Below are 22446 nucleotides of genomic sequence, written 5' to 3'. Positions count from 1 at the left end.
GCTCATTCAGATATCGAAATCACCGAAGTCGCCGCCATCGAAACCGGCGTCATCCGCCCCGGCATCCACTTCGTCGATCCCCGGTTCGCCCGCCTGCGCATCGCCTGCGATCATACCGCCCAGCATGTTGGCGAGCAGGACGCCGCCGGCTACGCCCATTGCCGTCTGCGCTGCACCCGCCAGAAATCCACCGCCGGAGCGACCGGGTGCCGCGCTTTGTGCGGACAGGTTAGGCGCGCCCATCGGCGAACGCCCCGTGCGCGGCACCGAGCCGCGTGCATTTTGCGAGCCGCCGCCGAACAAGCCGCCGAGAAGACCGCCGGACCCTTGCGACGCGCCGGCCTCGAGTTCTTCGATACGCGCCTGTGCTGCCTTCAACGCCTGTTCCTGCACGACAATCGTCTGCGCCATGTAGTAGGGAGCGCCGGGCTGGCGGGCGATCTGCTCGCGGATGAAGGCTTCGGATTCGCCGTCGCGCGGCTGGCTTTGCCGTTCCACCTCGGCAAGCTTGCCGAACAGGTCTTCGATTGCCTGCTTGTCGTTGCGGTCCATGATTTCGTCTCCTCGTTCGCGTTAGGTTCGAAACGCATATAGGTGCCTTTCGGTCTCGTGCCGAAATCTCTATGGAGAATTCATCGAAAAGAAGGAGCGAGCATGAAGACGCTGACGATCAGGCGGCCGGACGACTGGCATGTTCACTTTCGCGACGGCGAAATGCTGCGGGCAGTGGCTTCGGACACGTCGGCGGATTTCGCCCGCGCGATCATCATGCCCAATCTGGTCCCGCCGGTGGTCACGACCGCCGATGCGGCAAGCTATCGCGAGCGGATCGTTGCTGCCGTTCCGCCCGGCCACCATTTTACGCCGTTGATGACGCTCTATTTGACGGAAGGCACCGACGCCGGCGATGTCGAAGCGGGCTTCCGGTCGGGTCTCGTCACCGCCGTCAAACTCTATCCGGCGGGCGCGACGACCAACTCGCAAAGCGGTGTGCGTGACATCGACAAGGTGATGCCGGTTCTGGAGCGTATGGCCGAAATCGGCATGACACTATGCGTCCATGGCGAGGTCACGGATCCGTCGATCGACATTTTCGACCGCGAGGCCGTCTTCATCGAGCGTGTGCTTCAGCCACTGCGTGCGCGTCTGCCGGAACTGCGCATCGTCATGGAGCATGTGACGACGAAGGACGGCGTCGACTATGTCCGCTCGCAGGACAGGAACACGGCCGCGACGCTCACGACGCACCATCTGATCATCAATCGCAACGCGATTCTGGCGGGTGGTATCCGTCCGCATTATTACTGCCTGCCCGTCGCCAAGCGCGAAGAGCATCGTCTGGCGCTGCGCGGAGCCGCCACCTCCGGCGATGCCCGTTTCTTCCTCGGTACGGATTCGGCGCCGCATCTCGATCCGCTCAAGGAATGTGCCTGCGGCTGCGCGGGCATCTATTCCTCGGTCAACACGCTGTCTTGCCTCGCACATGTCTTCGAGGAGGAGGGCGCACTGGACAAGCTCGAAGCCTTCACATCGCTCAACGGCCCGACCTTCTACCGCCTTGCGCCCAACGAAGCGCGCGTGACGCTGGAAAGACACGAGACGCCGTGGGACTATCCACGCAAACGAGCGACGGCGGAGGGCGACGTCACCGTCTTCGACCCGATGTTTCCGCTGCACTGGACTGTGGCGTGAAGCTTTTCGACACCAACCATACCTTCTTTCGTCCGCTCTGGATCCGGCTTTTGATCTGCGTCCTGACGGGCGGGTGGGCGATCTTCGAATTCGTTGCCGGTTCGTCGTTCTGGGGTCTGATGTTTCTGGCTTTCTTCGCTTTGTCGGTCTGGGGTTTCTTCGTCGATTTTCGCCCGCGCGACGACGCTTGAGTCGATCGGGCCATGTTGCGTCCGCGATGATGTTCTGATCCTCTTTGCACATGATCGGCAGGAGGAGGAAAGATGTCGATGGAGGAAGCCGGCAGCGTCGCGGCGCTGTTCGATGAAGCTGCAATCGTTCATGCCGATCAGCCGTTCGTTGCCTTCCGTACGGAGCCGAACCGGCACTACAGCGAAATTTCCTATTTCGCATTCGCAAAGAAGGTTGCGGCGGCACGCGCGCGATACCTGGCAGCGGGCTATGGCATAGGTCACCGGGCAGCGCTGCTTGCCGGCAACCATCCCGATTTCTACATGCATTATCTTGCGCTCAACGGTCTCGGCGTTTCGATCGTGCCGCTCAATCCCGACGCCCGCCCAAGCGAAATGCGCTATCTGATCGATCATTCGGAAGCCGCCTTCGTAGTGGTTTCGGAGCGATATCGGGACCTGCTCCATCGGGCGCTCGCCGATCCGGTATCCAGTCTGCCGGTCGTGGACGCGGCGACGCTGGGCGGACTTGGCGACGCCGCGTGGCCCGCCGAACGTCAGGATGCGGGCATCGCGGACGAGGCGGCGATCCTCTATACGTCCGGTACGACCGGACGTCCGAAAGGCTGCATCCTCACCAACCGCTATTTTCTGGAGGCCGGGCGTCATTATGCCGGATGGGGCGGGCGCGTGGCGCTGGGCGACGGGTGCGAACGGCTCCTCAATCCGCTACCGCTCTTCCACATGAACAATCTGGTTCTGACCACGACGGCGATGATCTTCAAGGGCGGCTGCAACGCGATGGTCGAGCGGTTCTCGCCCGGTCGCTGGTGGGCCGACTGCCGCGACAGCGGGGCAACCATCGTCCATTATCTCGGCGTCATGCCGGCGCTGCTTCTGGCGCGGCCTGAAGAGCCGGCCGAGCAGGAGAATTCCGTTCGCGCTGGAATCGGAGCAGGCGTCGATCCTATGCATCATGCGGCTTTCGAAGAGCGCTTCGGCTTTCCGCTTCTGGAGCTTTGGGGCATGAGCGAGGTCGGCCGCTGCCTGATCGACAATGTCGAGCCACGCCGCGTCGGCACCCGTGCCTTCGGGCGACCGGACAGCACGATCCGTGCGCGTGTCGTCGGCGACGGAATGCAAGATGTGGCCGTGGGAGAAGTCGGAGAGCTCGTCGTTCAGTCCGACGATGCCGATCCGCGGCGTGCCTTCTTTTCCGGCTATCTCAAGAACGAGGAGGCCACCGAAGCGGCGTGGCACGAAGACTGGTTCCGCACCGGCGACCTCGTGCGGCAGGACGAGACCGGCATGCTCTTTTTCGTCGACCGGAAGAAGAACATCGTGCGGCGCTCCGGCGAGAACATCGCCGCCGCCGAAGTCGAGGCCTGTCTTCAGGCCCATCCGGCGGTCGTGCAGGCGGCGGTCATCGCCGTGCCGGACAGGTTAAGGGAGGAGGAGGTGTTCGCTTGCGTCGTCGCTAAAGACGGCCGCGCGGTCGACGAACGCTTCGCCCGCGAGCTTTTCGACTGGTGCATGGAGCGCATGACCTATTTCAAGGCGCCCGGCTATTTTTCCTTCCGCGACGAACTGCCGACGACAGGCACCCAGAAAATCCAGAAGGGAACGATCTTCGCTGCCGGTGACGATCCGACAAGGCTTGCCGATACCTTCGACCTGCGCGAGCTGAAACGCCGCAAGCCGCAGCCTTGCGGAACGTGATGTCGCCGGGCATTGTCCAATGCTGTTTTCCACGGAGAAAATCATGCCGTCTTTGAGCCTCAGGATCGATCTCGACCCCGATGGTCGCATCGGTCCGGGCAAGATCGAACTTCTGGAGAACATTGCGTCGTTCGGTTCGATCTCGGCCGGCGCGCGCGCGATGGACATGTCCTACAAGCGCGCGTGGGACCTCGTGGAGGAGATGAACACGATCTTCGGCAAGCAGGTGATCGCCGCGCAAAAGGGCGGCAAGAAGGGCGGAGGGGCGCAACTGACGCCGGTCGGGCTGGCTCTCGTCAGCCGTTTCCGGGCCATAGAACGCGCTGCCAGCGCCGCCGCCGAGCAACATATCGTTGCTCTTCAGGCGGAAATCGACGCGGCGTGACCGCCTTCGTCATCCACATGTCATCAAAGCAGGATTTGACGAAACCGACATTTTGGGCGACATGGGTAAGGACTGCACCTGCAAAGGTGTCCATGACAGGAAGGATCGGCCTCCACGACGGGGCCACACTCGATGCCTGACGACCACCCTCCCAGTACCTGCGTCCGCGCGCCGGAACCTGAAAATGGCCCCGCGCACGGACGTTCCTCGGTTTTCAAGCCGACCATCGGATTTTTCGGACCCCTCGTGACCGGCGATCGTGCCGATCCCACGCATGACGGCATTGTTGTCCGCCGTGCTTCGTCCCGAATCCCATACCTTTTTTCCAGTTTCACAAGGACGGCAGTTCACCCCTGCCGAATGACCCTGCATGCTCTTTGAATGGATGTCCGACCCCGCTGCCTGGGCCGGTCTTTTCACGCTCATCCTTTTGGAGATCGTGCTCGGCATCGACAATCTCGTTTTCATCGCGATCCTGGCGGACAAGCTGCCGCCGCATCAGCGCGACAAAGCCCGCATCATCGGCCTGACGCTGGCGCTTCTCATGCGTCTCGTCCTGCTCGCCTCGATCGCATGGATCGTGACTTTGACGCAGCCGCTGATCAGCGTGTTCGGCTGGACCTTCTCCGGCCGCGACCTGATCATGCTGTTCGGCGGTATCTTTCTGCTCGCCAAGGGCACGATGGAGCTTCACGAGCGACTGGAAGGCCATCAGGTCAAGAAGGAAGGAAAGGTCCAGCATGCCGTCTTCTGGCAGGTGCTGGTCCAGATCGTCGTTCTCGACGCCGTTTTCTCGCTCGACAGCGTGATCACCGCCGTCGGCATGGTCGAGCATCTTTCGGTCATGGTCATCGCCGTCATCGTGGCGATGGGTGTCATGATGCTGTCGGCCAAGCCGCTGATGGCCTTCGTTTCGAAGCATCCGACCGTCGTGATCCTGTGCCTCGGCTTCCTGATGATGATCGGCTTCGCGCTGGTGGTCGAAGGGCTCGGCTTCTACATTCCGAAGGGCTATCTTTACGCGGCCATCGGCTTCTCGATCCTCATCGAGGTGTTCAACCAGCTCGCGCGCCGCAACCGCGAGCGCATGATCACGACCGGCGATCTGCGCGACCGCACGGCGGACGCCGTGCTGCGCCTTTTGGGCGGCAAACGCAGCGATATGCAGCTCGGCGAGACGGCGGACGCCATTGCTGAGCAAGCTGCCGAGAGCCAGCTTTTCGCGCCGGAAGAAAAGGAGATGATCGAGGGCGTCCTGTCGCTCGCCGATCGGCCCGTCATTTCGGTGATGACCCCGCGCACCGATGTCGACTGGCTCGATGTCGACGACAGCCAGGCTGAAATCCGGCGTAAGATTCTCGAGATCGGTCATTCGCGCTTTCCCATCGCGCGCGGCAGCCTCGACGAGTTCGTCGGGGTAGCGCTTGCCAAGGATCTTTTGCGCGACCTGATCGAGGGCGGCAAGATCGACCTCGAACGCTCGCTGCGCCAGCCGCTCATCGTCCATGAAAGCGCAAGCGTGCTGCGCCTGATGGAGCAGTTGCGCAAATCGCCGCTACAGCTTGCGGTCGTCGTCGATGAATATGGTTCGTTCGAAGGCATCGCGACCCCGACCGACATTCTGGAAGCCATCGCCGGCGAATTCCCGGACGAAGACGACGAGGGCTCATCGGTGGAACTTGCCGACGACGGAACATGGCTGGTCGATGGCTGGGTCGATATCCGCAAGGCATCGGCGCTTCTCGAAACGCATCTGGAAGACGAGACGGACCGCTATTCGACGCTTGCCGGCTATCTTCTGTGGCAACTCGGCCATCTGCCGGAAGTGGGTGAGAAGGTGGTTGCGGGCGATCTTGAGTTCGAGGTCGTCGCGCTCGACGGCCGCGCGATCGAGCGGGTTCGTATCCGCCGCCTGCAAAGCGCGGAGTAGATGCCCGGCCTGCGACGTTAACCCAAAATTCAGCGCAACATTTACCCGGTTCTTTACTTCGGACGCGTAGCTTGAGCCTCAAGAGCGTCGGAACGAAACCGAACTCGGTCTTCAACCGGTCCCGATGCTCATCAAATTGCGAGGGGCGGGGCTGGTCGTATGAACGGAAAGGATTTCGGGATGAAACGCTGCATGATCGTAGACGATTCCAATGTGATCCGTAAGGTCGCCAAGCGCATCCTCGCCACGCCGGAAATGGCCGTGGTGGAAGCATGCGACGGCCGCGAAGCGCTGTTCTTGTGCGCGGCGCAGATGCCGGACATCATCGTCGTCGACAACCAGTTGCCGGATATGGCGACTGTCGAGTTCATCCGTCAGGCGATGGCGATGGACGTTCCGGTCAAGCCGCGCATCGTCATCTGCATGACCGAATTCGACGTGGGTGCCATCATGCGCGCCAAACGGGCAGGGGCGAAGGGCTACATCCTCAAGCCGTTCAACCGCCCGATCCTGCTCGAACGCTTCCGCGAGATGCAGATCGCGGCGTAACAACTCGCACAAACAAAAACCCGGCACAAAGGCCGGGTTTTTGTTTTGATCTATCTTGAGGATCAGGCGCTGACGCGCATTTCTTCGGGTTCGCGCAGAACATAGCCGCGGCCCCAGACCGTCTCGATGTAGTTCTGACCGCCGGATGCGAGGTCGAGCTTCTTGCGCAGCTTGCAGATGAAGACGTCGATGATCTTCAGTTCCGGCTCGTCCATGCCGCCATAAAGGTGGTTGAGGAACATTTCCTTGGTGAGCGTGGTGCCCTTGCGCAGCGAGAGCAGCTCCAGCATCTGGTATTCCTTGCCGGTCAGGTGCACGCGCTGGCCACCGACCTCGACCGTCTTGGCGTCGAGGTTGACGATCAGGTCGCCGGTCGTGATGACCGACTGGGCATGACCCTTCGAACGGCGCACGATGGCGTGGATGCGGGCGACCAGCTCGTCCTTGTGGAACGGCTTCGTCATATAATCGTCGGCGCCGAAGCCGAGGCCGCGAACCTTGTCCTCGATGCCGGCCATGCCTGACAGGATCAGGATCGGCGTCTTGACCTTGGAAAGCCGCAGCGTGCGCAGAACCTCGTATCCGGACATGTCCGGCAGGTTCAGGTCGAGAAGGATGATATCGTAGTCGTAGAGCTTGCCGAGATCGACACCCTCTTCGCCCAGATCGGTCGAGTAGACGTTGAAGCTTTCCGACTTGAGCATCAGTTCGATGCTTTGTGCGATCGCACTGTCGTCTTCAATCAGCAGAACGCGCATTTCATTCCCCTTCTCCGCCAACAGCCCCGTCAGCTCGGCACATATGGTGATTTGCCTGAATCACACGGTGCCACCCAAATGGTTAACAAACTCTGATTCCCGCTGGCAAGAGGCCGGGCGAACATTCAGCAATTTGTCTCAGCGCCCTGATTCGAAATGATTAACGCACTCGGTCGATGATGAATCAGAGCTTCAGAATTTCCGCGTAAGCGACTCTTTGCAGGGCGCTTTGCAGCTTCGACTTGCGACGGAAATTTTTACCCCGCCTTAAGTCCTCGTCCCTATGATTAACAATGCGCGTAAACGAATGGTTACCATCTGGCGCGATCCGAGCCGATCGCGAAGAAAAAAGTAACGATGTCGTCTGTTGCGTGCGTGTGGCGGTTCGGGAGCGTTGAGCATGAAATCACGAGAAAATCTGGTCCGGCTAAAGCAGTTTCAGGTCGGCGAGAAGCGCAAGCAGCTCCTGCAACTCGATATGATGATCGCCGAATTCGATCGAATGGCAGGTGAACTCGACGCGCAGATCGCGTCGGAGGAAAAAAAGGCCGGCATCACCGACATCACTCATTTCGCCTATCCGACCTTCGCCAAGGCCGCACGCCAGCGTCGCGACAACCTCCACAATTCACGCAACGATCTGATGAGCCAGCGCGGGGCGGCGGAAGCGGCCCTGAATGAAGCCGAAGCGGAACTCGCCAAGGCCGAGGCGCTCGACAATCGCAATCGCGAGCAGGATTACGCCGGACGTGCCGCCGCCGGCTGAGCCGGTAACACGCCTTTTCATGTCAAAAGCCCGTCGCGGACAGTTCCGCTGACGGGCTTTTCGTTATCGGGTAGGATTGCGCGCCGGGCGGCGCAAAAGAAAAGCGCCCGGTCTTGCCGGGCGCTTTTTTCGGAAAGTAACGATCAGTGTCGATATTGCTGGATGCGTGTCGTGCGCAGTCCCGCCAGCCCGTGATCGTCGATCGAGGCCTGCCAGGACAGGAACTCCTCGACAGTGAGCTTGTAGCGCTGGCAGGCTTCATCCAGGCTGAGCAGGCCGCCGCGCACCGCCGCGACGACTTCCGCCTTTCGGCGAATGACCCAGCGACGGGTATTGGACGGCGGCAGGTCGGCAATCGTGAGCGGGCTCCCGTCGGGGCCGATCACGTATTTGACCCTGGGTCTGATAAGATCGGTCATCGTACTCTCTACAACATCAAAGACCTAGTCGACGGACACATTACGGCCACAGCTTTAAGAATTGGCTAAATGACGGGTAATGCTAACGTAACCTTCGTGAACGGCCCGTTCAGAGAGATTGTCAAATCTTAATGATCGTAAAGATCGGCGCGCAAGGGCGTGTTGGCAGGGTGGGGCGGGCTGGCCTATATAGGGCGCGACCATTTCGACCAGACGAAAGCCTTTGCGATGAACAGCCTCGATTTCGACAAGCGCCCGCAGGACACGCGCATCGTCGTCGCCATGTCGGGCGGCGTCGATTCCTCGGTGGTTGCGGGCCTGATGAAGGAGCAGGGCTACGACGTCGTCGGCATCACGCTCCAACTCTACGATCACGGAGCGGCCGTTCATCGCGCGGGCTCATGCTGTGCCGGGCAGGACATCGGCGATGCGCGTGCCGTTTCCGAAAAGCTCGGCATTCCCCATTATGTGCTCGACTACGAAAAGCGGTTTCGCGAAGCGGTTATCAATCCCTTCGCCGAGAGCTACATCGCCGGCGAAACGCCCGTTCCGTGCATTTCGTGCAACCAGACCGTCAAGTTCGCCGATCTCCTCCAGACCGCGCGCGAATTGGGTGCCGACGCACTGGCCACGGGGCATTATATCAGCAGCCGCGTCAACGGCGCTCACCGGGCTCTCTACCGGCCCGTCGATGCGGATCGCGACCAGAGCTATTTCCTGTTCGCCACGACGCAGGAGCAGATCGACTATCTGCGCTTTCCGCTCGGCGGCATGTCGAAGGCGCAGGTTCGCGAAGCGGCCGAACGCATGGGGCTGACGGTCGCCGCCAAGCCCGACAGCCAGGACATCTGCTTCGTGCCGCAGGGAAAGTATTCCGACATCATCGCCAAGCTGAAGCCGGAAGCGGCGACGCCGGGAGACATTTTCCATGTCGACGGCCGGCATCTTGGCCGGCATGACGGCATTCTTCGCTATACGATCGGGCAGCGGCGGGGTCTCGGCGTCGCATCCGGCGAGCCGCTTTATGTCGTCCATCTCGATCCTGCGCGTGCGCGGGTCATCGTCGGCCCGAAGGAAGCGCTGGAGACGCACCGCATCGTGCTGCGGGACGTCAACTGGCTCGGCGACATGCCGCTTGCCGACATCCCCGCCGAAGGCATCGAGCTTTATGCAAAGGTCCGCTCGACGCGACCGCCGCGCGCCGCGCGCCTGTTCGTCCAGGGGGGTGAGGCGATCGTGGAACTTCTCGACGGAGAGGCGGGCATCGCGCCCGGCCAAGCCTGCGTCTTTTACGGCGACGAGGGCGAGGCAAGCCGCGTCTTCGGCGGCGGCTTCATCGCCAGAACGCAACGCAACCGCCGCTCCGAGGAAATGCTTTCGCGACTGGAGGCCCTACCGGCCGCTTGAGCCTCACCATTTCACGCGAAGGCCCACATTCCCGCTGATCGAATGGCCGTCGGTATCGCCGCTGAGCGCCGTCGTATATGAAGCCGTGGCGAATGCACTGATGGCAGTGGAAACGTCCGCCACCACGCCGGCGCCCAGTTCAAGCCGCGTTCCGCCTGTTTGCGTCACGATCGGCGTGGCGGCGAAGCTTGCGACGTGGTCGCTGCCGAAATCATGCCAGAGATTGGCTTTCAGGTAGGGGCGCACCGTCATCGATTCCGTTTCGACGGTGCCGTGAAGGCGTGCGCCGATACGTCCGGTCAGCGCGTCGTCGGCATCGAAGGAAACGGTCGAAAACCGGTCGGCGCGGTCCGACAGCGACACGCTTTGCCAGATCAACTGCGCCTGGGGTTCGATCGTCCAGCCGGGCGACAGGGCGAAAGGAACGCCGCTTTCGACCGACGCCGTAAACCCGCGGCCGGAAATGCCGATCCGTTCGCCATCGACGGATCGTGCATCGCCATCGAAACGCGAACCCATCAGGACCGTGTCGATGTACCAGCCGGAGGGGCCGATGCGCGTCCAGTATCCGCCGAAGCTGAAGGCGTCTGCATCGATGTCGCCGACCGCGTAGCCATTCCAGCCGAGCGCCTGGCCGGTCACGTCGCCCGAGAGGCTGCTTTGTCCGACAAAGACGCCGATCCGGTCGATGACACCGTCGGTTTCACGGCCAAAGATATCCTGGCCGACCTGAAAGCCGACCAGCGATCCGTCGATCTGGGGGGACACCGCGCCTTGCCAGCCGAAGTCGAAATCCTGCCCATAGACGCGGCCCCAACTTGCCGGGAGAAAGCCTGCGCCATCGAGCAACGGTTGTTCGCCGCGACGTTCGTGGAACGTACCCAGTGCCGACAATCCCAGGTGATGCGCGGCAGGCGCGATGGCGGAATAGGTCGCGACTTCCGTGCGGTAGAGCGGCACGATGTCTGCCACGACAGGTGTCGCGCCAGGGTTGGGCGGCGTCGTCAGGCCGCCCGCGCCGGGAAGCGGGGCAGGGGCCGTTCCGGCAACCGGCGGGGGTGGCGGAGGTGTGGGGGCGGACGCCTCGGCCGCTTCGGGCGGAGCAACAGGAGCACCGTCCGTCACATCCACAGGCGGCGCGGGATCAACCGGATCGGGATCGGTCGGTGTGGATTCGGGCGGCAGTTCCGGAACGGGCTGCTCCAGTGGCGGGGGCGCGGCAGCTTCGGGATCGGGATCGACCGGTACGATCGGTTCCGTCGGGCCGGGTTGTACCGGGGCGGGTGTCGGTCCTGCCGTCAAGGTCGAGCGAAGATACCAGTTTTCCCCCGAGCCGTCCGTCACGCCTCCGCGAAACAGCAGATATTCATACGCACCGGCGGCAACGCGCGACCCCAGCGAGAAGGCGCCGGCAGTCGTCGTCGCCCCATTGATCGCCTCGACAACCAGTATCCCGTTCTGGACCGTCAACGCGCCGGTCCCGCCTGCATTGGTCACCGCGATGCTGGTCGCACCGGTTGCGGTTCCACCGGAAATGACGAGTTGGTCCGACGCCGAGGCATCGTCGGCAAGCACGGTATCGACAAGAAGCAGCCCGTTACTGCCGGTGTAGTCGCCGGACACGGTAAAACGGTTCGCCGGGCCGAGCGTGCCGTTGGTCAGGTCGATGCGGCCCGCATTCAGGAGTGACGCTGCGCCGTTGACGCCGGTCACGCCGAAATTCCCGCCGCCGCCATAGATGGTGCTCGTCGCGTCGAGCGAGAGCGTGCCGGTTCCGGTGCCTGAATCGCCGAGCGTGAGGGTGCCGTCGAAGGTCAGTTCCGTGTCGTTGGCAGCACTGATCGCTTCCCAGTTGACGAAGCGGGCAATGCCGGTCGCCTTCACATTTTCCATCGTCAGCGCATCGATGCCCAGGCCGCCGTCAATTCTTGTCGTGGCACCGAGATTGGCGGCCGTCAGATTTGCGAGCCGTGCGGTATCCGCATCCGGCCCCATGTCGACCGCGCCATAGATGATGCCGCCCGAATCCCAGACGAAATCATCCGCGCCAAAGCTCATCAGAACACTGCCGCCGATGGCTCCACCCGTGACCGTGACGCTGTCATTGCCGCCGCTGACGCTTACATTGCCGCCGATGAAGCCGCCCGACAGGATGACCGTGTCGACGTCGAACCCGGTGACCAGATTGCGATCGATCGTCCCACCCGACATGTCGAAGAAATTGCGGTCGAGTTTCATATTGACCCGGCCGATCCGCCCACCGGTCATGATCGCGCGGTCGCCATCGTCGAAGAAGTCGACGATGCGCCCGTCGGACATGAAGAAGGTGTCCAGACCATCGCCCTGATTGAGCGATCCGATGACGCCGCCGGTCATCTGGAAATCGTCTATGCCTGCGCCCTGCTGGACGTTGCCGGTGACGGTGCCGCCAGAAATGACGAAAAAATCGGTGCCGGCGCCCTGATCGACCGCGCCCTGTATCGTGCCCGAACCGATCTCGATGCGATCCTGTCCGCCGCCGAACGCCACATTGCCGTTCACGATGCCCGTTCCGCCGGATGGAAGCAGCAAGGTGTTGTTGCCGGATGTGTCGGTAAGACCGCCTGGAGACGTGCCGCTGTCGCAGATGTAGATATCGTCGCCCGGGCCGGGAAAGAACACGCAGTCCGCTTTCGCGGAGGTGCTCATCAGGCTGGCTGCAACAGCCGTGCCGCACAAAAGGCCAAGCTGAAAGCTATCAAGGTTTGGTTTTTTGTTGGTCGATGAATGAAAAGGGCCGCTTCGCGGCTGATGGGCGTAGTTGATCCGCATGCCGTCGTCCCCGCATCGTCGCGGTACGTGACTGGCACCTCGCATGCCAATCGCACCGTTCGTCGATCATGGGGGATTCCGCAGCGGCGACCAACCCTAAAAGTGTGCGGCGCGAGCAATTACAATGAGCGGGTGTGTCGGGAGAGACACTTGGCCTTGGACCGTGCCACCACCGGTCAGTCGTGCAGGACGGTTCCCGCGGTCAGGATCTTGAGCACGCCGATGGCCTCCTCACCGGAGGTGCGCGGCTCCTCGCGCGTCTCGATGCAGTGGATGAAATGCTGCAATTCACGCGTCAGCGGCAGGCCCTGTTCGACCGGGACATAGGACGGCTCGTTCATCGTGAAGGCCCATTGCCCGCTGTCGCGCCAGACCGCATGCCGATAGACGGCAAGCTTGCGCTCCCAGGGCTCGACATCATCGAAGACGGCCATCGCCTTTTCGCCGACCACCGTCAGGCGTCGCTCGCGATAGGGATTGAGTCGCGACGCGAAGAGATGGCTTCTCAGGTCACCTGGAAAACGCATGTGCAGATGCGCAAAATCTGACAGATGATCGAGGAGGGCGGCGCCCTCTCCACGCACTTCCTCCGGCTGCGTGCCGGTCAGCGCCAGAATCATCGAAAGATCGTGCGGGGCGAGATCCCACAGCGCATCGTTCTCGGTATGGAATTTTCCAAGCCCCAGCCGGTGCGAGTGGATATAGCGCAGGCGGCCGAGTTCGCCGGCGTCCGCGAGCGCCTTCAACCCTTCGAAACCGGGATGGAATCGAAGGACGTGACCGGTCATGAACACGCGCCCGCATTCGCGCGCGCGCGCCACGACGCGTTCCGCATCGGAAACCGCGAGCGCTATGGGCTTTTCGACCAGAACGTCCTTGCCGTTCTCGACGGCGCGGATCGCGGCATCGGCATGGAATTGCGGGGGCAAAGCCATAACGATCGCGTCGATGTCGTCGCGGGTGTGGATTTCGTCGATTCCGACCGCCATGCAGCCGTGCTCGGCCGCGAAGCCTTCGGCGCGCGCGGTATTGGCGTCGGCAACCGCTTGCAGCGCGCCGAGCGACTTGAGAGTTCGGATATGGTTCGATCCCCAATATCCGCATCCGAGTACGGCGATACGCGGCTTCATCGATCTTTCTGACTGAATTTTCGAGCGAGACATAATGGGCGGGTGGTCTGAACTCAACCCTTGGCGTGTCATTGGGCGCTGCGTCAACTGCTCGATGGCGAAACCCCGCGCTTTCCTGACCATCGGCGCCCTTCTTTCAGCTTGAAACGCGTGGCCCGTATCGCATCGGCCAATTCCGCCAAAGACTGCACGGACCTGGCGACCGCAATCGGACAGGCGCGCGGTCGTGCGGAGGTGGCGCTGCGTAACGCGGACAAGCGTCATAATGCCCTTCGGAAAGGGTGTGTGATTGCTTGACAGGAACGTCACCGGCCCCTTATACCCGCCGCACTTTCGCGGCATCCCGTGCCGCTGGAGGCGGAGTAGCTCAGTAGGTTAGAGCAGAGGAATCATAATCCTTGTGTCGGGGGTTCGAATCCCTCCTCCGCTACCATTGCAACAAAAATCTGAACGGCGTGGCGTCGGAGGCTGAATTGCAGCTTTCGAAGCGTGCGTCCCGTCGCAACCTCGTCATGCGTGCTCGGCGATCACCGACAAGAAGGCCGGGCCGTAGCGGTCGAGCTTGGCTTCGCCGACACCCGGAACATCCGCCATTTCGGAACGCGAGGCGGGGCGGGCGGCGGCGAGTTCGATCAGCGTTTTGTCGTGAAAAATGACGTAGGGCGGTACATTCTGCGCGCGCGCCAGTTCGGTCCGCTTCTGCCGCAGCGCCTGGAACAGGTCGCGATCTCTATCGGAAATCACAGACTGCGCGGCGCTTGGCGTGACCTTCCGGCGGCGCGCCCGTGGGGCCGCCGGCACGCGCAGCATGAGCGTTGGCTTGTCGCGCAGGAAATCGCGGCCGGCGGGCGCGATCGACAGGCCGCCATGGCCGGCCAGATCGACATTGATGAGGCGCAGCGCGATCATCTGGCGCAGGATCGCGCGCCAGGTGCGGTTGTCGTGCTCGGTGCCGATGCCGAAGGTGGACACCCGGTCGTGGCCGAACTGGGCTATGCGGTCGTTCTCGGTCCCGAGCAGCACGTCGACGATGTAGGCCTGCCCGAAGCGCTCGCCCGTGCGATATATGCAGGACAGTGCCTTTTGCGCGGCCGTCGTGCCGTCGAACAGTTTCGGCGGCCGTGCGCAGGTGTCGCAATTGCCGCATGGCTCGCAATGGTCGCCGAAATAAGACAGCAGCACCTGCCGGCGGCAGCTTGCGGTCTCGGCGATGCCGAGCAGAGCGTCGAGCTTGCGCCGTTCCGTGCGCTTGCGCTGGTCGGGTGCGTCCGATTCCTCGATGAAGCGGCTGCGCAGCGCGATGTCCTCGTGGCCGTAAAGCATCAGCGTGTCGGATGGCAGACCGTCGCGTCCGGCACGGCCGGTTTCCTGATAATAGGCTTCGATGCTGCCGGGCAGATCGATATGGGCGACGAAACGCACGTCGGGCTTGTCGATGCCCATGCCGAAGGCGAGCGTGGCGACCATGACGACCGCTTCACCGTGCTGGAAACGCTGCTGGTTGGCCTCGCGCGCGGCCTTGTCCATTCCGGCGTGATAAGCGAGCGCGTCATAGCCCTGATCGCGCAGCCAGGCTGCGGTTTCCTCCGTCTTCCGCTTCGACAGGCAATAGACGATGCCGCTTTCGCCTTCGTAGCGCTTGAGGAATTCCTTGAGTTGCGCGCGGGGATTGTCCTTTTCCTCGATGGCGTAGCGGATATTGGGACGGTCGAAGCCGGCGATGAAGGCATCTTGTTGCGCGATGGCCAGATGGGTCAGGATTTCCGCGCGCGTCGGCTCGTCGGCCGTCGCCGTCAGCGCCATGCGCGGCGTGTCGGCAAACTGCCTGACGAGTACATCGAGTTGGCGATAGGAGGGGCGGAAATCATGTCCCCATTGCGAGAGGCAATGCGCCTCGTCGATGGCGATCAGCGACAGTTTCACGCCATTGAGCCGCCGCAATACGTCCGGGCGCAGCAGCGTCTCGGGCGCGACGTAGAGCAGATCGAGGGCTCCCGTCTCGACAGCGTTCCACAATGCGCGCCGCTCGTCGGGTCCAAGGTCGGAGTTGAGCGCGGCCGCCCGCACGCCGGCCTGGCGCAGAGCCGCGACCTGATCGGCCATCAGCGCCAGAAGCGGCGAGACGACAAGGCCCATACCGGGGCGGACGATCGCGGGAATCTGGTAGCAGAGCGACTTTCCGCCCCCCGTCGGCATCAGCACGAAGGCATTGTTGCCGGCAACGACATGCTCGACGATGCGCGCCTGCGGTCCCTTGAACGCATCGTAGCCGTAGACGGTCTTGAGGATTTCGAGGGCGGTGGCGGTCATCTGCACGAGCTGGAAGAATCAGGGAGGCTCCCTTCATAGCAGCTTCGTGGTGGTCGCGATCAAGGATGCGCCGATTGCAAGGCGCGGCCTGCGCCGGGCTGTTGTCGGTAAAGTTTTCGTGAAGGCGTATCGAAGCGCATTTCGAACCCGTTACTGCTCGTCGGTGCAAAGTTGAGAGCGGTCACGATGCCAGTCAGCAGGGAATTGCGGGATAAAGCCTTTCAGACCAAGCATCATCAGAGAAAGGCACTCAAGATACTCGGCAGCGACAAACGGATGCCGGGTACCGGAATAGGTCCCGCGACGCTTCAGGCGCTGCTTCTGGCAGGTCTTGCGATCGAAAATCCCGGGATGATCGGCGGGAGCCGGTTCATCCTGTCGGATACCGGCCGCGAGTTGTATGCCGCGCTGTCTGAACTCGGCTGGTTCCCGCCGTGAAGAGCATGTCAGGCCGGCTGAAAGACGCTTCACCGTCCTGTTTCAACTGGCCGACAGGACGATCTCTTCGGCGTTCGCGTGGATGGTGATCTCCATGCCTGCTTCACGCGCCAGAAGCAGCGTGTAGTAAGGTTGCACGGAATGCGCGTCGATCGCTTCCTCGGGCTTGCGCCCCGAGTGCATCTCGAGAAACTTCGCCGGCACGCGTACCATCGGTCCGTTCGCCGTGATGGTGATCTTCGGCTTGTCCTGAAGGCTTTCCAGAGTGACCGCCAGCTTGCCGCCGCGCGGGATCGCGCCGTTGGAAACGAGCAGAAGGTTGAGGATCAGCTTGACCGCGTTCTTGGGCAGGAGGGCGCGCTCGCCCTTCCATTCCAGTTCCGGTTTTTCATTCTTGAAGAAAGCCTGCGCGACGCTCTCTGCGTCGCCCGTGTCGATCTGCATGCCGGCCGACCCTGCCGCTCCGAAGGCGATGCGGGCGAATTGCAGCCGTGCCGACGCGTTGCGCGCGCTGGTGCGGATGAGGTGCATCGCATCCTCGTCCGCGCCGCCCTCGTCGAGAAGTTCCAGTCCGTTATTGATCGCGCCGACCGGCGAGATGACGTCGTGGCATACGCGGCTGCACAGGAGCGCGGCCAAATCGGTCGCAGTCAGCGAGAAAAATTCGGACATTCCCTCGGGTCCCCATTTCTTGGCGGTGTGGCGCGAATCGCGCGCCGTTCGGATGGATTTCGTCGTGGCACAGGCTGCCTGGCGCTTCAAGAAACGCACCGGCAGCCAAAGCCTTACCTTTCATTAAGCCTGCCGGGTTACCGTTCCTTAAACGTAAATGCGCCGGGCGGCCTCGACATGGCCGCGCGGTATCTGTCCGCTCCGGAGGTTCGCCATGAAGTCGCACATGCCCGCAGCCCTTGTTCAGCGCTTGTCTGTCGTTGTCGTCTGCCTCGCCGCCGCCATGATGGCGTTTGCCGCACCGGCGCGCGCCAGCCAGTACACCGCCCAGGAAATCGTCGATTCGGGCCATCAGTTCTTCGGTTCGACCTCAGGTGGCCTTGCCACCGTCGTCGAGCAGATTTTTCAAAGCTACGGCCTGCCGAACGGCTACATCCTCGGCGAAGAGGCCGGCGGCGCGTTCATCGGCGGCGTGACCTATGGCGAGGGAACGCTTCACACCAAGAATGTGGGCGACCACCGCGTCTACTGGCAAGGCCCCTCGCTTGGCCTCGACGCTGGTGGACAGGGATCGCGCTCGATGATCCTGGTCTATAATCTCGAAAGCGTGCCCAGCCTTTATCAGCGCTATGGTGGCGTTGCAGGCTCCGCTTATCTCGTGGCCGGTCTTGGCTTTAATGTCATGAAGGCCGGCAACACTTTGCTGGTTCCCGTTCGCACCGGCGTCGGTGCGCGGCTCGGCATCAATGTCGGCTACCTGAAGATGACGCCGCAGCCGACATGGAACCCTTTCTGAACGGATTCGACGCTAAGCATCGTCTTGCGGCGGGAGTATCGCCGCAATTGCTCCGCAGGATTTGAACGAGACCGTCTCGTGCCAGCAGGCTCCATTGTCGGGCCATTCATGGAAATGCGTTTGTGATCCAGACCCTGCTGTTTTTCGGCCTCGGCTTCCTGACGGCCACCTTCATCGGCCTTCTCGTCACGCCGACACTTCGGCGGCGCACGGAACGTCTGACGACGCGCCGCATCGAGGCGCGCCTTCCCATGACACGCGACGAAATCCAGGCCGACAAGGATCGGATTCGTGCGGAAGCGGCAATCAACCAGCGCAAGATCGAGATCGAGCTCAACGCCGCGCGTGCGCGCATTGCGGAGCAAATGGTCGAACTCGACCGCCACCGTCAGGGGCTGGAGGTGAAGGACGGCGATCTTTCGGGTCGCGACGGGCGCATTTCAGCGCTCGAAACCGAGATGGAATTGCTGAAAAAAGAGGTTGCGGAAAAGGAGGAGAAGGTCACTCAACTGGAAGACCGCCTCGTTTCCGAACATGCCAACGCGTTCACCCACAAGAGTGAACTCGATCGCCTCAATGCGCTTTATGAGGACGCAAGCCTCACGTCGAGCAGCCGCCAGATCGAGATCGCCCAGCGCGAGACCGACATCGACAGGTTGACGACGGACCTTGCCGCCTTGCGCAACCAGCGCAACGATGGTGACCGCAAGCTGCGTGACCTGACCGCCGACAACAAGGCGCTGCGCGACGCGCTCAAGACAGAAACCCGCAAGGCGGAGGAGACCGGTCGTCGCATGGAAAAGCTCGTGGCCGACCTGTCCGATCGCGACGACAGGCTGGAAAGGCGCGAAAAGGAAATCGAACGTCTCAAAGGCAAGGCGCCGGCAGCGGCGGATGACGGGACCGATGCGGCCGACCGGATCGCGGCCGAACGTGACAGGCTCGAAAAGAAGCTTGCGGCGGTGACCCGTGAGAACAAGAAACTGAAATCGCAGACAATCACGACGGCGCCCGCCGAAGACGACGCGCAGCTACGCGTGCAGTTGCAGGAACTCGCCGCCGAGATGGTCCATCTGACGGCGACGCTGGAAGGGCCGCAATCGCCGATCCGCAAGGCGATCGAACTGGCTCATGCGTCCGCGGGCGAAGGCACGGCCATCAGCCTCGCGGAGCGCATTCAGGCATTGCGCGAGGCTTCGGAACGCTCGCGGTCACGCGATGGCGGCGCGTCCGGTGCGACGGAGCCGGTGAAGGGCGACGGCTGAGGCGGCCGCCACGTTGAGGCTGTCGAAATCGGCTTCCATATCGATGCGCACGCGGCGCATGCGTGCCATCAGATCCTCCGGCAATCCCGGCCCTTCGGCACCGAGATAGATCGCCTGCCTTCCAGTCGGGGCAATGCGCAAAATATCGTCGGCATCGCGCGGCGTCATCGCCAATTGCTCGAATCCGGCCTCAGCGAGGCAGGCGTGGATCGCTTCGGCATCGCCCATCACGGCATAGGGAATTTTCAACGCCGCACCCACCGAGACGCGTATCGCCTTGCGGTAAAGCGGGTCGCAGCTTTCGCGGTCGAGAATGACGGCATCGGCACCGAACGCTGCGGCGTTGCGAAAGATCGCACCGACATTGTCATGGTTGGAGATGCCGACGAGGACGACCACCAGCGCATCCGCATGCAGGGCGGCGAGCAGTTCCAGCGCATCATCTTCGACGCGCTTGCGGCCGATGGCGAGAATGCCGCGATGGATATGGAAGCCGGCGATGGCGTCCATCGTCGCCTGATCGGCCACATAGACCGGCAGGTCGGACGGCGCGAGCGCCAGCGTGTCGGTCACTCCGTCCAGCCGCTTATCGAGAATCAGTGCCGATTCCGCCGTAAATCGGCGCGCGGCGAAGAGCACGTTGAGGACGACTTTTCCCTCGGCCACGAAACGGCCTTCGCGTCCCACGAGATCGCGCTCACGCACGTTGCGATAGGCCGCGATACGCGGGTCGTCAGGGGCGGATATTGGGATTGTCGTCGTCACGCGCCGCTTATTTCACGCGTTCCAAGCACGCGTCAATGCGGCTGATGGGTCAGCTTGCGCGCCTGTTATGCTGCTCCGTCTCATGACGACGGGCGGGCGAATTTCCGAAGATCCGTTCCATGGTCTCGATCAGCATTTCGACGGCAACGGCATCGCTGCTGTAATAGATCGTCTGCCGGTCGCGACGCGTCTGCACGAGGTTCATGGCACGCAGCTTGGCAAGATGCTGGGACAGCGCCGACTGGCTGAGCGAGACTTTCTCGGCGATTGCGCCGACGGAAAGTTCCGTCTTCTGCAGATGGCACATGATGGCGAAACGCTTCTCATTGCCCAGGACGCCAAGCAGAGCGGCTGCCTTGCCCGCATTCCTGACCAGTTCATCGGAAGCCATGCCATCCCTCGGGTAAGTCGAAGAGAATTTGGGCTTTAACGTCTGCGAAGCGCTCAAGTTGCGCGATGCGTCAAACATTTGATCCACGAATTCGTGAGGCAGGATGTCTAGTCGCTTAGTGCGCGGGCTTCCTTCGCCATCGCAACGAGCGCGTGCCGCATGTCGGCGGCCGACGATAGCGGTTGAGGAAAGAACACGCGCGCCACCCGGTCCCAGGCGATGAGATCGACGCCGTCGGGATCCAGTCCGGTCATGCGCCAATCGAGCGGTTCGGAAATTCCGGCGAAATGGCGCGCATAAAGAGCGATCGCGTCGAGATGGTCCTCATTCATGTGATCGACCGCGCGCTGCTCGCCCGCTTCCAGTCCCGCGGCCACCGCCGCATCGCTCAGGAGTTCGTCGCGGGTGATGTGATATGCTTTGCCGAACCCGCCATTGAGACTCGCTTCCTCGGGTTCCAGCCGGAAATGAGAGAAGTCGGCGAAGCCGGCATAGAGCTTCGCCTTTGGATGGCGATTGAGGAAACGGCGCGCAATTTCGGCATGGTCGGCGGTGTCGCGGTCGATGCGGCGGGCCCGGCATTTCACGGTCATGCGCGGATGGGCCAGCGGATCGCCCTTGCCGGGTTCGCCGAGAAGCAGGGAGCAGCGCTCGTCGCCTTCCAGCCCGCTTGTATGCGCCGAAAGCGTCGAGACGAGGATCAGCGGTCGTCCCACGAGGTCGGTCGCCACGGAAACGCGACTTGCCAGCGGCCAGCCCGTGCCCGGCTCCGATACGGTCAGCGCCGCATGGCGGGCCGAGCGCAAAAGCGTCCGTGCAAGGCGGATCGCTTCGGCATCCGTCGCTCGAAGCACATCCTTCGGTTTCTCGTCAGGCATAGCAAGCTCGAAAAGAGGACTTTGTCAGTCCACTTTCAATCGCCGATCACGCCGTCGCTTTCAAGAGCCGTGATCGTGGATGTGTCGATACCCGTCCGAAGCAGCGCCTGGCGGGCGTTCCCGGCGACCATGCCGCAAACCTCGCCTGGCGTACGTGAAAAGCGTGGGGCAGGGTGAGGGCGCGTGAATTGGCTTCCCGGTTCGAATGTGCCGCGTGCGCGGTTATGTGGGTGGGTGGTCGCTTCCGTCATCGACAACACCGGTGCCACGCAGGCGTCGGTCGGCTCGAACAGCGCCGCCCATTCGTCGCGCGTTCGTTGCTTGAGGCGCGCGGCGATGGCGGACCGCATTTCAGGCCAACATGCCAGGTCGTATTGTCCGGCGACGAAGCGTTCGTCGAGCGGCAGCAGGCGCGCGAATTCGGCGAAGAACTGCGGTTCGAGGCAGCCGACCGCAACGTGCTTCCCGTCGCTCGTCTCGTAAGTGTCGTAGAAGGGCGCGCCGGTGTCGAGCAGGTTTGAGCCGCGTGCGTCTTTCCAGAAGCCGGTCGCGATGAACGAGTGGAACGGAGCCGTCAGCATGGCGACGCCGTCGATCATTGCGGCGTCCACCACCTGACCCTTGCCGGAAATGCCCCGCTCGACCAGCGCGGCGAGCACTCCCGTCAGGAGAAACATCGTCCCGCCGCCGAAATCGGCGACGAGGTTGAGCGGGGGAACCGGCTTGCCGTCCTTTTCGCCGATGGCATGCAACGCGCCGGAATAGGCGAGATAGGTGATGTCATGTCCGGCGCGGTCCGCGAGAGGCCCGTCCTGACCGAAACCCGTCATCCGGGCGAAGACGAGGCGCGGATTGCGCGCCGTGCAGATATCCGGCCCTAGCCCCAGCCGTTCCATGACGCCGGGGCGGAAGCCCTCGATCAGCACGTCCGCCCTTTCGATCAGGTCGAGGATGAGCGCGGTGCCGCGTTCGTCCTTCAGGTCGACCTTGACGATGTCTCGGCCGTGCCGATCCAGATCGTATTGCGGCGGGACCTGAAGGAACGCCTGCGCCTTGGACTTGCGCTCGACACGCACGACGCGCGCGCCGAGTTCGGCCAGCATCAGCCCGGCGAGCGGCACGGGTCCGAGCCCCGCCATCTCGATGATTGTGAGACCTGTCAAAGGCCCGGCGCGTTTTTCCTCCCCCACCGCGC

22 protein-coding genes and 1 tRNA gene are annotated in these 22446 nt (G+C 62.6%); 12 read left to right on the top strand and 11 right to left on the bottom strand.

Features of this window, described 5'->3' with window-relative positions:
• Positions 1-6 precede the first annotated feature (6 nt).
• Entirely contained in the window at positions 7-552 is a 546-nt protein-coding gene (locus GTW25_RS17680) for a DUF2076 domain-containing protein (protein WP_252913543.1), read from the bottom strand.
• Between the two features lie 102 nt (positions 553-654).
• Here GTW25_RS17680 and pyrC point away from each other — a divergent pair, with 102 nt between their 5' ends.
• From pyrC to GTW25_RS17650, 6 genes are all read left to right on the top strand, one after another.
• Positions 655-1692: a dihydroorotase gene (gene pyrC / locus GTW25_RS17675; protein ID WP_252913542.1), complete on the top strand. Its 1038-nt coding sequence runs from the start codon at positions 655-657 to the stop codon at positions 1690-1692.
• Positions 1689-1883: a DUF3329 domain-containing protein gene (locus GTW25_RS17670; protein ID WP_252913540.1), complete on the top strand. Its 195-nt coding sequence runs from the start codon at positions 1689-1691 to the stop codon at positions 1881-1883. The genes pyrC and GTW25_RS17670 overlap by 4 nt, the downstream gene beginning before the upstream one ends.
• A gap of 72 nt (positions 1884-1955) precedes the next feature.
• Positions 1956-3581 (top strand): AMP-binding protein, encoded by a 1626-nt coding sequence (locus GTW25_RS17665; RefSeq protein ID WP_252913539.1) that lies wholly within the window; start codon positions 1956-1958, stop codon positions 3579-3581.
• A gap of 43 nt (positions 3582-3624) precedes the next feature.
• Positions 3625-3966, top strand: a complete 342-nt coding sequence (locus GTW25_RS17660; RefSeq protein ID WP_252913538.1) for a winged helix-turn-helix domain-containing protein — start codon at positions 3625-3627, stop codon at positions 3964-3966.
• A gap of 370 nt (positions 3967-4336) precedes the next feature.
• On the top strand, positions 4337-5896 hold the full coding sequence (locus tag GTW25_RS17655) for a TerC family protein (RefSeq protein ID WP_252913536.1): 1560 nt from the start codon (positions 4337-4339) through the stop codon (positions 5894-5896).
• Between the two features lie 180 nt (positions 5897-6076).
• Positions 6077-6445, top strand: coding sequence for a response regulator (locus GTW25_RS17650; protein WP_252913534.1), 369 nt, complete (start codon positions 6077-6079; stop codon positions 6443-6445).
• 62 nt (positions 6446-6507) lie between these two features.
• On the opposite strand, the gene ctrA is transcribed toward GTW25_RS17650, so the two are convergent.
• Positions 6508-7203: a response regulator transcription factor CtrA gene (gene ctrA / locus GTW25_RS17645; RefSeq protein WP_024587507.1), complete on the bottom strand. Its 696-nt coding sequence runs from the start codon at positions 7201-7203 to the stop codon at positions 6508-6510.
• Positions 7204-7603: 400 nt separating this feature from the next.
• On the opposite strand from ctrA, the gene GTW25_RS17640 reads away from it, so the two are divergent.
• On the top strand, positions 7604-7969 hold the full coding sequence (locus GTW25_RS17640; protein ID WP_252913533.1) for a flagellar export protein FliJ: 366 nt from the start codon (positions 7604-7606) through the stop codon (positions 7967-7969).
• A 143-nt stretch (positions 7970-8112) separates the two neighbouring features.
• On the opposite strand, the gene sciP is transcribed toward GTW25_RS17640, so the two are convergent.
• Positions 8113-8388: a CtrA inhibitor SciP gene (gene sciP / locus GTW25_RS17635; protein ID WP_024587510.1), complete on the bottom strand. Its 276-nt coding sequence runs from the start codon at positions 8386-8388 to the stop codon at positions 8113-8115.
• 228 nt (positions 8389-8616) lie between these two features.
• On the opposite strand from sciP, the gene mnmA reads away from it, so the two are divergent.
• The gene (mnmA, locus tag GTW25_RS17630; RefSeq protein WP_252913654.1) at positions 8617-9795 is read left to right on the top strand and encodes a tRNA 2-thiouridine(34) synthase MnmA; all 1179 of its coding nucleotides are present in this window, start codon (positions 8617-8619) and stop codon (positions 9793-9795) included.
• A 3-nt stretch (positions 9796-9798) separates the two neighbouring features.
• On the opposite strand, the gene GTW25_RS17625 is transcribed toward mnmA, so the two are convergent.
• Both GTW25_RS17625 and GTW25_RS17620 read right to left on the bottom strand, forming a co-directional pair.
• The gene (locus tag GTW25_RS17625) at positions 9799-12483 is read right to left on the bottom strand and encodes an autotransporter family protein (RefSeq protein WP_252913532.1); all 2685 of its coding nucleotides are present in this window, start codon (positions 12481-12483) and stop codon (positions 9799-9801) included.
• Positions 12484-12782: 299 nt separating this feature from the next.
• The gene (locus GTW25_RS17620; protein ID WP_252913530.1) at positions 12783-13736 is read right to left on the bottom strand and encodes a Gfo/Idh/MocA family protein; all 954 of its coding nucleotides are present in this window, start codon (positions 13734-13736) and stop codon (positions 12783-12785) included.
• 356 nt (positions 13737-14092) lie between these two features.
• Between GTW25_RS17620 and GTW25_RS17615 the strand changes: the two genes are divergently transcribed.
• Positions 14093-14169 (top strand) — tRNA-Met (locus GTW25_RS17615).
• A gap of 77 nt (positions 14170-14246) precedes the next feature.
• On the opposite strand, the gene recQ is transcribed toward GTW25_RS17615, so the two are convergent.
• Positions 14247-16046: a DNA helicase RecQ gene (recQ, locus tag GTW25_RS17610; RefSeq protein ID WP_252913528.1), complete on the bottom strand. Its 1800-nt coding sequence runs from the start codon at positions 16044-16046 to the stop codon at positions 14247-14249.
• 276 nt (positions 16047-16322) lie between these two features.
• On the opposite strand from recQ, the gene GTW25_RS17605 reads away from it, so the two are divergent.
• On the top strand, positions 16323-16484 hold the full coding sequence (locus GTW25_RS17605; protein WP_252913527.1) for a hypothetical protein: 162 nt from the start codon (positions 16323-16325) through the stop codon (positions 16482-16484).
• Positions 16485-16526: 42 nt separating this feature from the next.
• Here the strand turns inward: GTW25_RS17605 and chpT are convergent, their stop codons facing one another.
• Positions 16527-17156, bottom strand: a complete 630-nt coding sequence (gene chpT, locus GTW25_RS17600; protein WP_252913526.1) for a histidine phosphotransferase ChpT — start codon at positions 17154-17156, stop codon at positions 16527-16529.
• A gap of 283 nt (positions 17157-17439) precedes the next feature.
• Here chpT and GTW25_RS17595 point away from each other — a divergent pair, with 283 nt between their 5' ends.
• On the top strand, positions 17440-17952 hold the full coding sequence (locus GTW25_RS17595; RefSeq protein ID WP_252913652.1) for a DUF1134 domain-containing protein: 513 nt from the start codon (positions 17440-17442) through the stop codon (positions 17950-17952).
• Positions 17953-18074: 122 nt separating this feature from the next.
• Positions 18075-19217, top strand: coding sequence for a coiled-coil domain-containing protein (locus GTW25_RS17590; protein ID WP_252913525.1), 1143 nt, complete (start codon positions 18075-18077; stop codon positions 19215-19217).
• Here GTW25_RS17590 and GTW25_RS17585 read toward each other — a convergent pair.
• The 4 genes from GTW25_RS17585 to GTW25_RS17570 form a co-directional block, all read right to left on the bottom strand.
• A complete protein-coding gene (locus tag GTW25_RS17585) occupies positions 19164-19982 on the bottom strand; it encodes a TrmH family RNA methyltransferase (RefSeq protein ID WP_252913524.1) in 819 nt (272 codons plus the stop codon). The genes GTW25_RS17590 and GTW25_RS17585 overlap by 54 nt on opposite strands.
• A gap of 49 nt (positions 19983-20031) precedes the next feature.
• Entirely contained in the window at positions 20032-20373 is a 342-nt protein-coding gene (locus GTW25_RS17580; protein ID WP_252913523.1) for an ArsR/SmtB family transcription factor, read from the bottom strand.
• A gap of 107 nt (positions 20374-20480) precedes the next feature.
• Entirely contained in the window at positions 20481-21251 is a 771-nt protein-coding gene (locus GTW25_RS17575; protein WP_252913522.1) for a HugZ family pyridoxamine 5'-phosphate oxidase, read from the bottom strand.
• A gap of 35 nt (positions 21252-21286) precedes the next feature.
• Positions 21287-22414: a CaiB/BaiF CoA transferase family protein gene (locus tag GTW25_RS17570; protein ID WP_252913521.1), complete on the bottom strand. Its 1128-nt coding sequence runs from the start codon at positions 22412-22414 to the stop codon at positions 21287-21289.
• Between the last annotated feature and the right edge of the window lie 32 nt (positions 22415-22446).

Source organism: Aliihoeflea aestuarii (assembly GCF_024105665.1).
Classification (GTDB): Bacteria; Pseudomonadota; Alphaproteobacteria; order Rhizobiales; family Rhizobiaceae; genus Aliihoeflea; species Aliihoeflea aestuarii.
Note: the sequence above shows the minus strand (reverse complement) of the source record. Positions and strands in the feature narration are given on the sequence as shown.

Excerpts from the sequence above, each read along its gene's own strand:
- mnmA (WP_252913654.1), top strand. The coding sequence starts at position 8,617 with ATGAACAGCCTCGATTTCGACAAGCGCCCGCAGGACACGCGCATCGTC.
- ctrA (WP_024587507.1), bottom strand. The coding sequence starts at position 7,203 with ATGCGCGTTCTGCTGATTGAAGACGACAGTGCGATCGCACAAAGCATC.
- sciP (WP_024587510.1), bottom strand. The coding sequence starts at position 8,388 with ATGACCGATCTTATCAGACCCAGGGTCAAATACGTGATCGGCCCCGAC.
- GTW25_RS17620 (WP_252913530.1), bottom strand. The coding sequence starts at position 13,736 with ATGAAGCCGCGTATCGCCGTACTCGGATGCGGATATTGGGGATCGAAC.
- GTW25_RS17655 (WP_252913536.1), top strand. The coding sequence starts at position 4,337 with ATGCTCTTTGAATGGATGTCCGACCCCGCTGCCTGGGCCGGTCTTTTC.
- chpT (WP_252913526.1), bottom strand. The coding sequence starts at position 17,156 with ATGTCCGAATTTTTCTCGCTGACTGCGACCGATTTGGCCGCGCTCCTG.
- GTW25_RS17580 (WP_252913523.1), bottom strand. The coding sequence starts at position 20,373 with ATGGCTTCCGATGAACTGGTCAGGAATGCGGGCAAGGCAGCCGCTCTG.
- GTW25_RS17595 (WP_252913652.1), top strand. The coding sequence starts at position 17,440 with ATGATGGCGTTTGCCGCACCGGCGCGCGCCAGCCAGTACACCGCCCAG.
- GTW25_RS17660 (WP_252913538.1), top strand. The coding sequence starts at position 3,625 with ATGCCGTCTTTGAGCCTCAGGATCGATCTCGACCCCGATGGTCGCATC.
- GTW25_RS17650 (WP_252913534.1), top strand. The coding sequence starts at position 6,077 with ATGAAACGCTGCATGATCGTAGACGATTCCAATGTGATCCGTAAGGTC.
- GTW25_RS17625 (WP_252913532.1), bottom strand. The coding sequence starts at position 12,483 with ATGAGCACCTCCGCGAAAGCGGACTGCGTGTTCTTTCCCGGCCCGGGC.
- recQ (WP_252913528.1), bottom strand. The coding sequence starts at position 16,046 with ATGACCGCCACCGCCCTCGAAATCCTCAAGACCGTCTACGGCTACGAT.
- GTW25_RS17640 (WP_252913533.1), top strand. The coding sequence starts at position 7,604 with ATGAAATCACGAGAAAATCTGGTCCGGCTAAAGCAGTTTCAGGTCGGC.
- pyrC (WP_252913542.1), top strand. The coding sequence starts at position 655 with ATGAAGACGCTGACGATCAGGCGGCCGGACGACTGGCATGTTCACTTT.
- GTW25_RS17665 (WP_252913539.1), top strand. The coding sequence starts at position 1,956 with ATGTCGATGGAGGAAGCCGGCAGCGTCGCGGCGCTGTTCGATGAAGCT.
- GTW25_RS17575 (WP_252913522.1), bottom strand. The coding sequence starts at position 21,251 with ATGCCTGACGAGAAACCGAAGGATGTGCTTCGAGCGACGGATGCCGAA.
- GTW25_RS17680 (WP_252913543.1), bottom strand. The coding sequence starts at position 552 with ATGGACCGCAACGACAAGCAGGCAATCGAAGACCTGTTCGGCAAGCTT.
- GTW25_RS17605 (WP_252913527.1), top strand. The coding sequence starts at position 16,323 with ATGCCGGGTACCGGAATAGGTCCCGCGACGCTTCAGGCGCTGCTTCTG.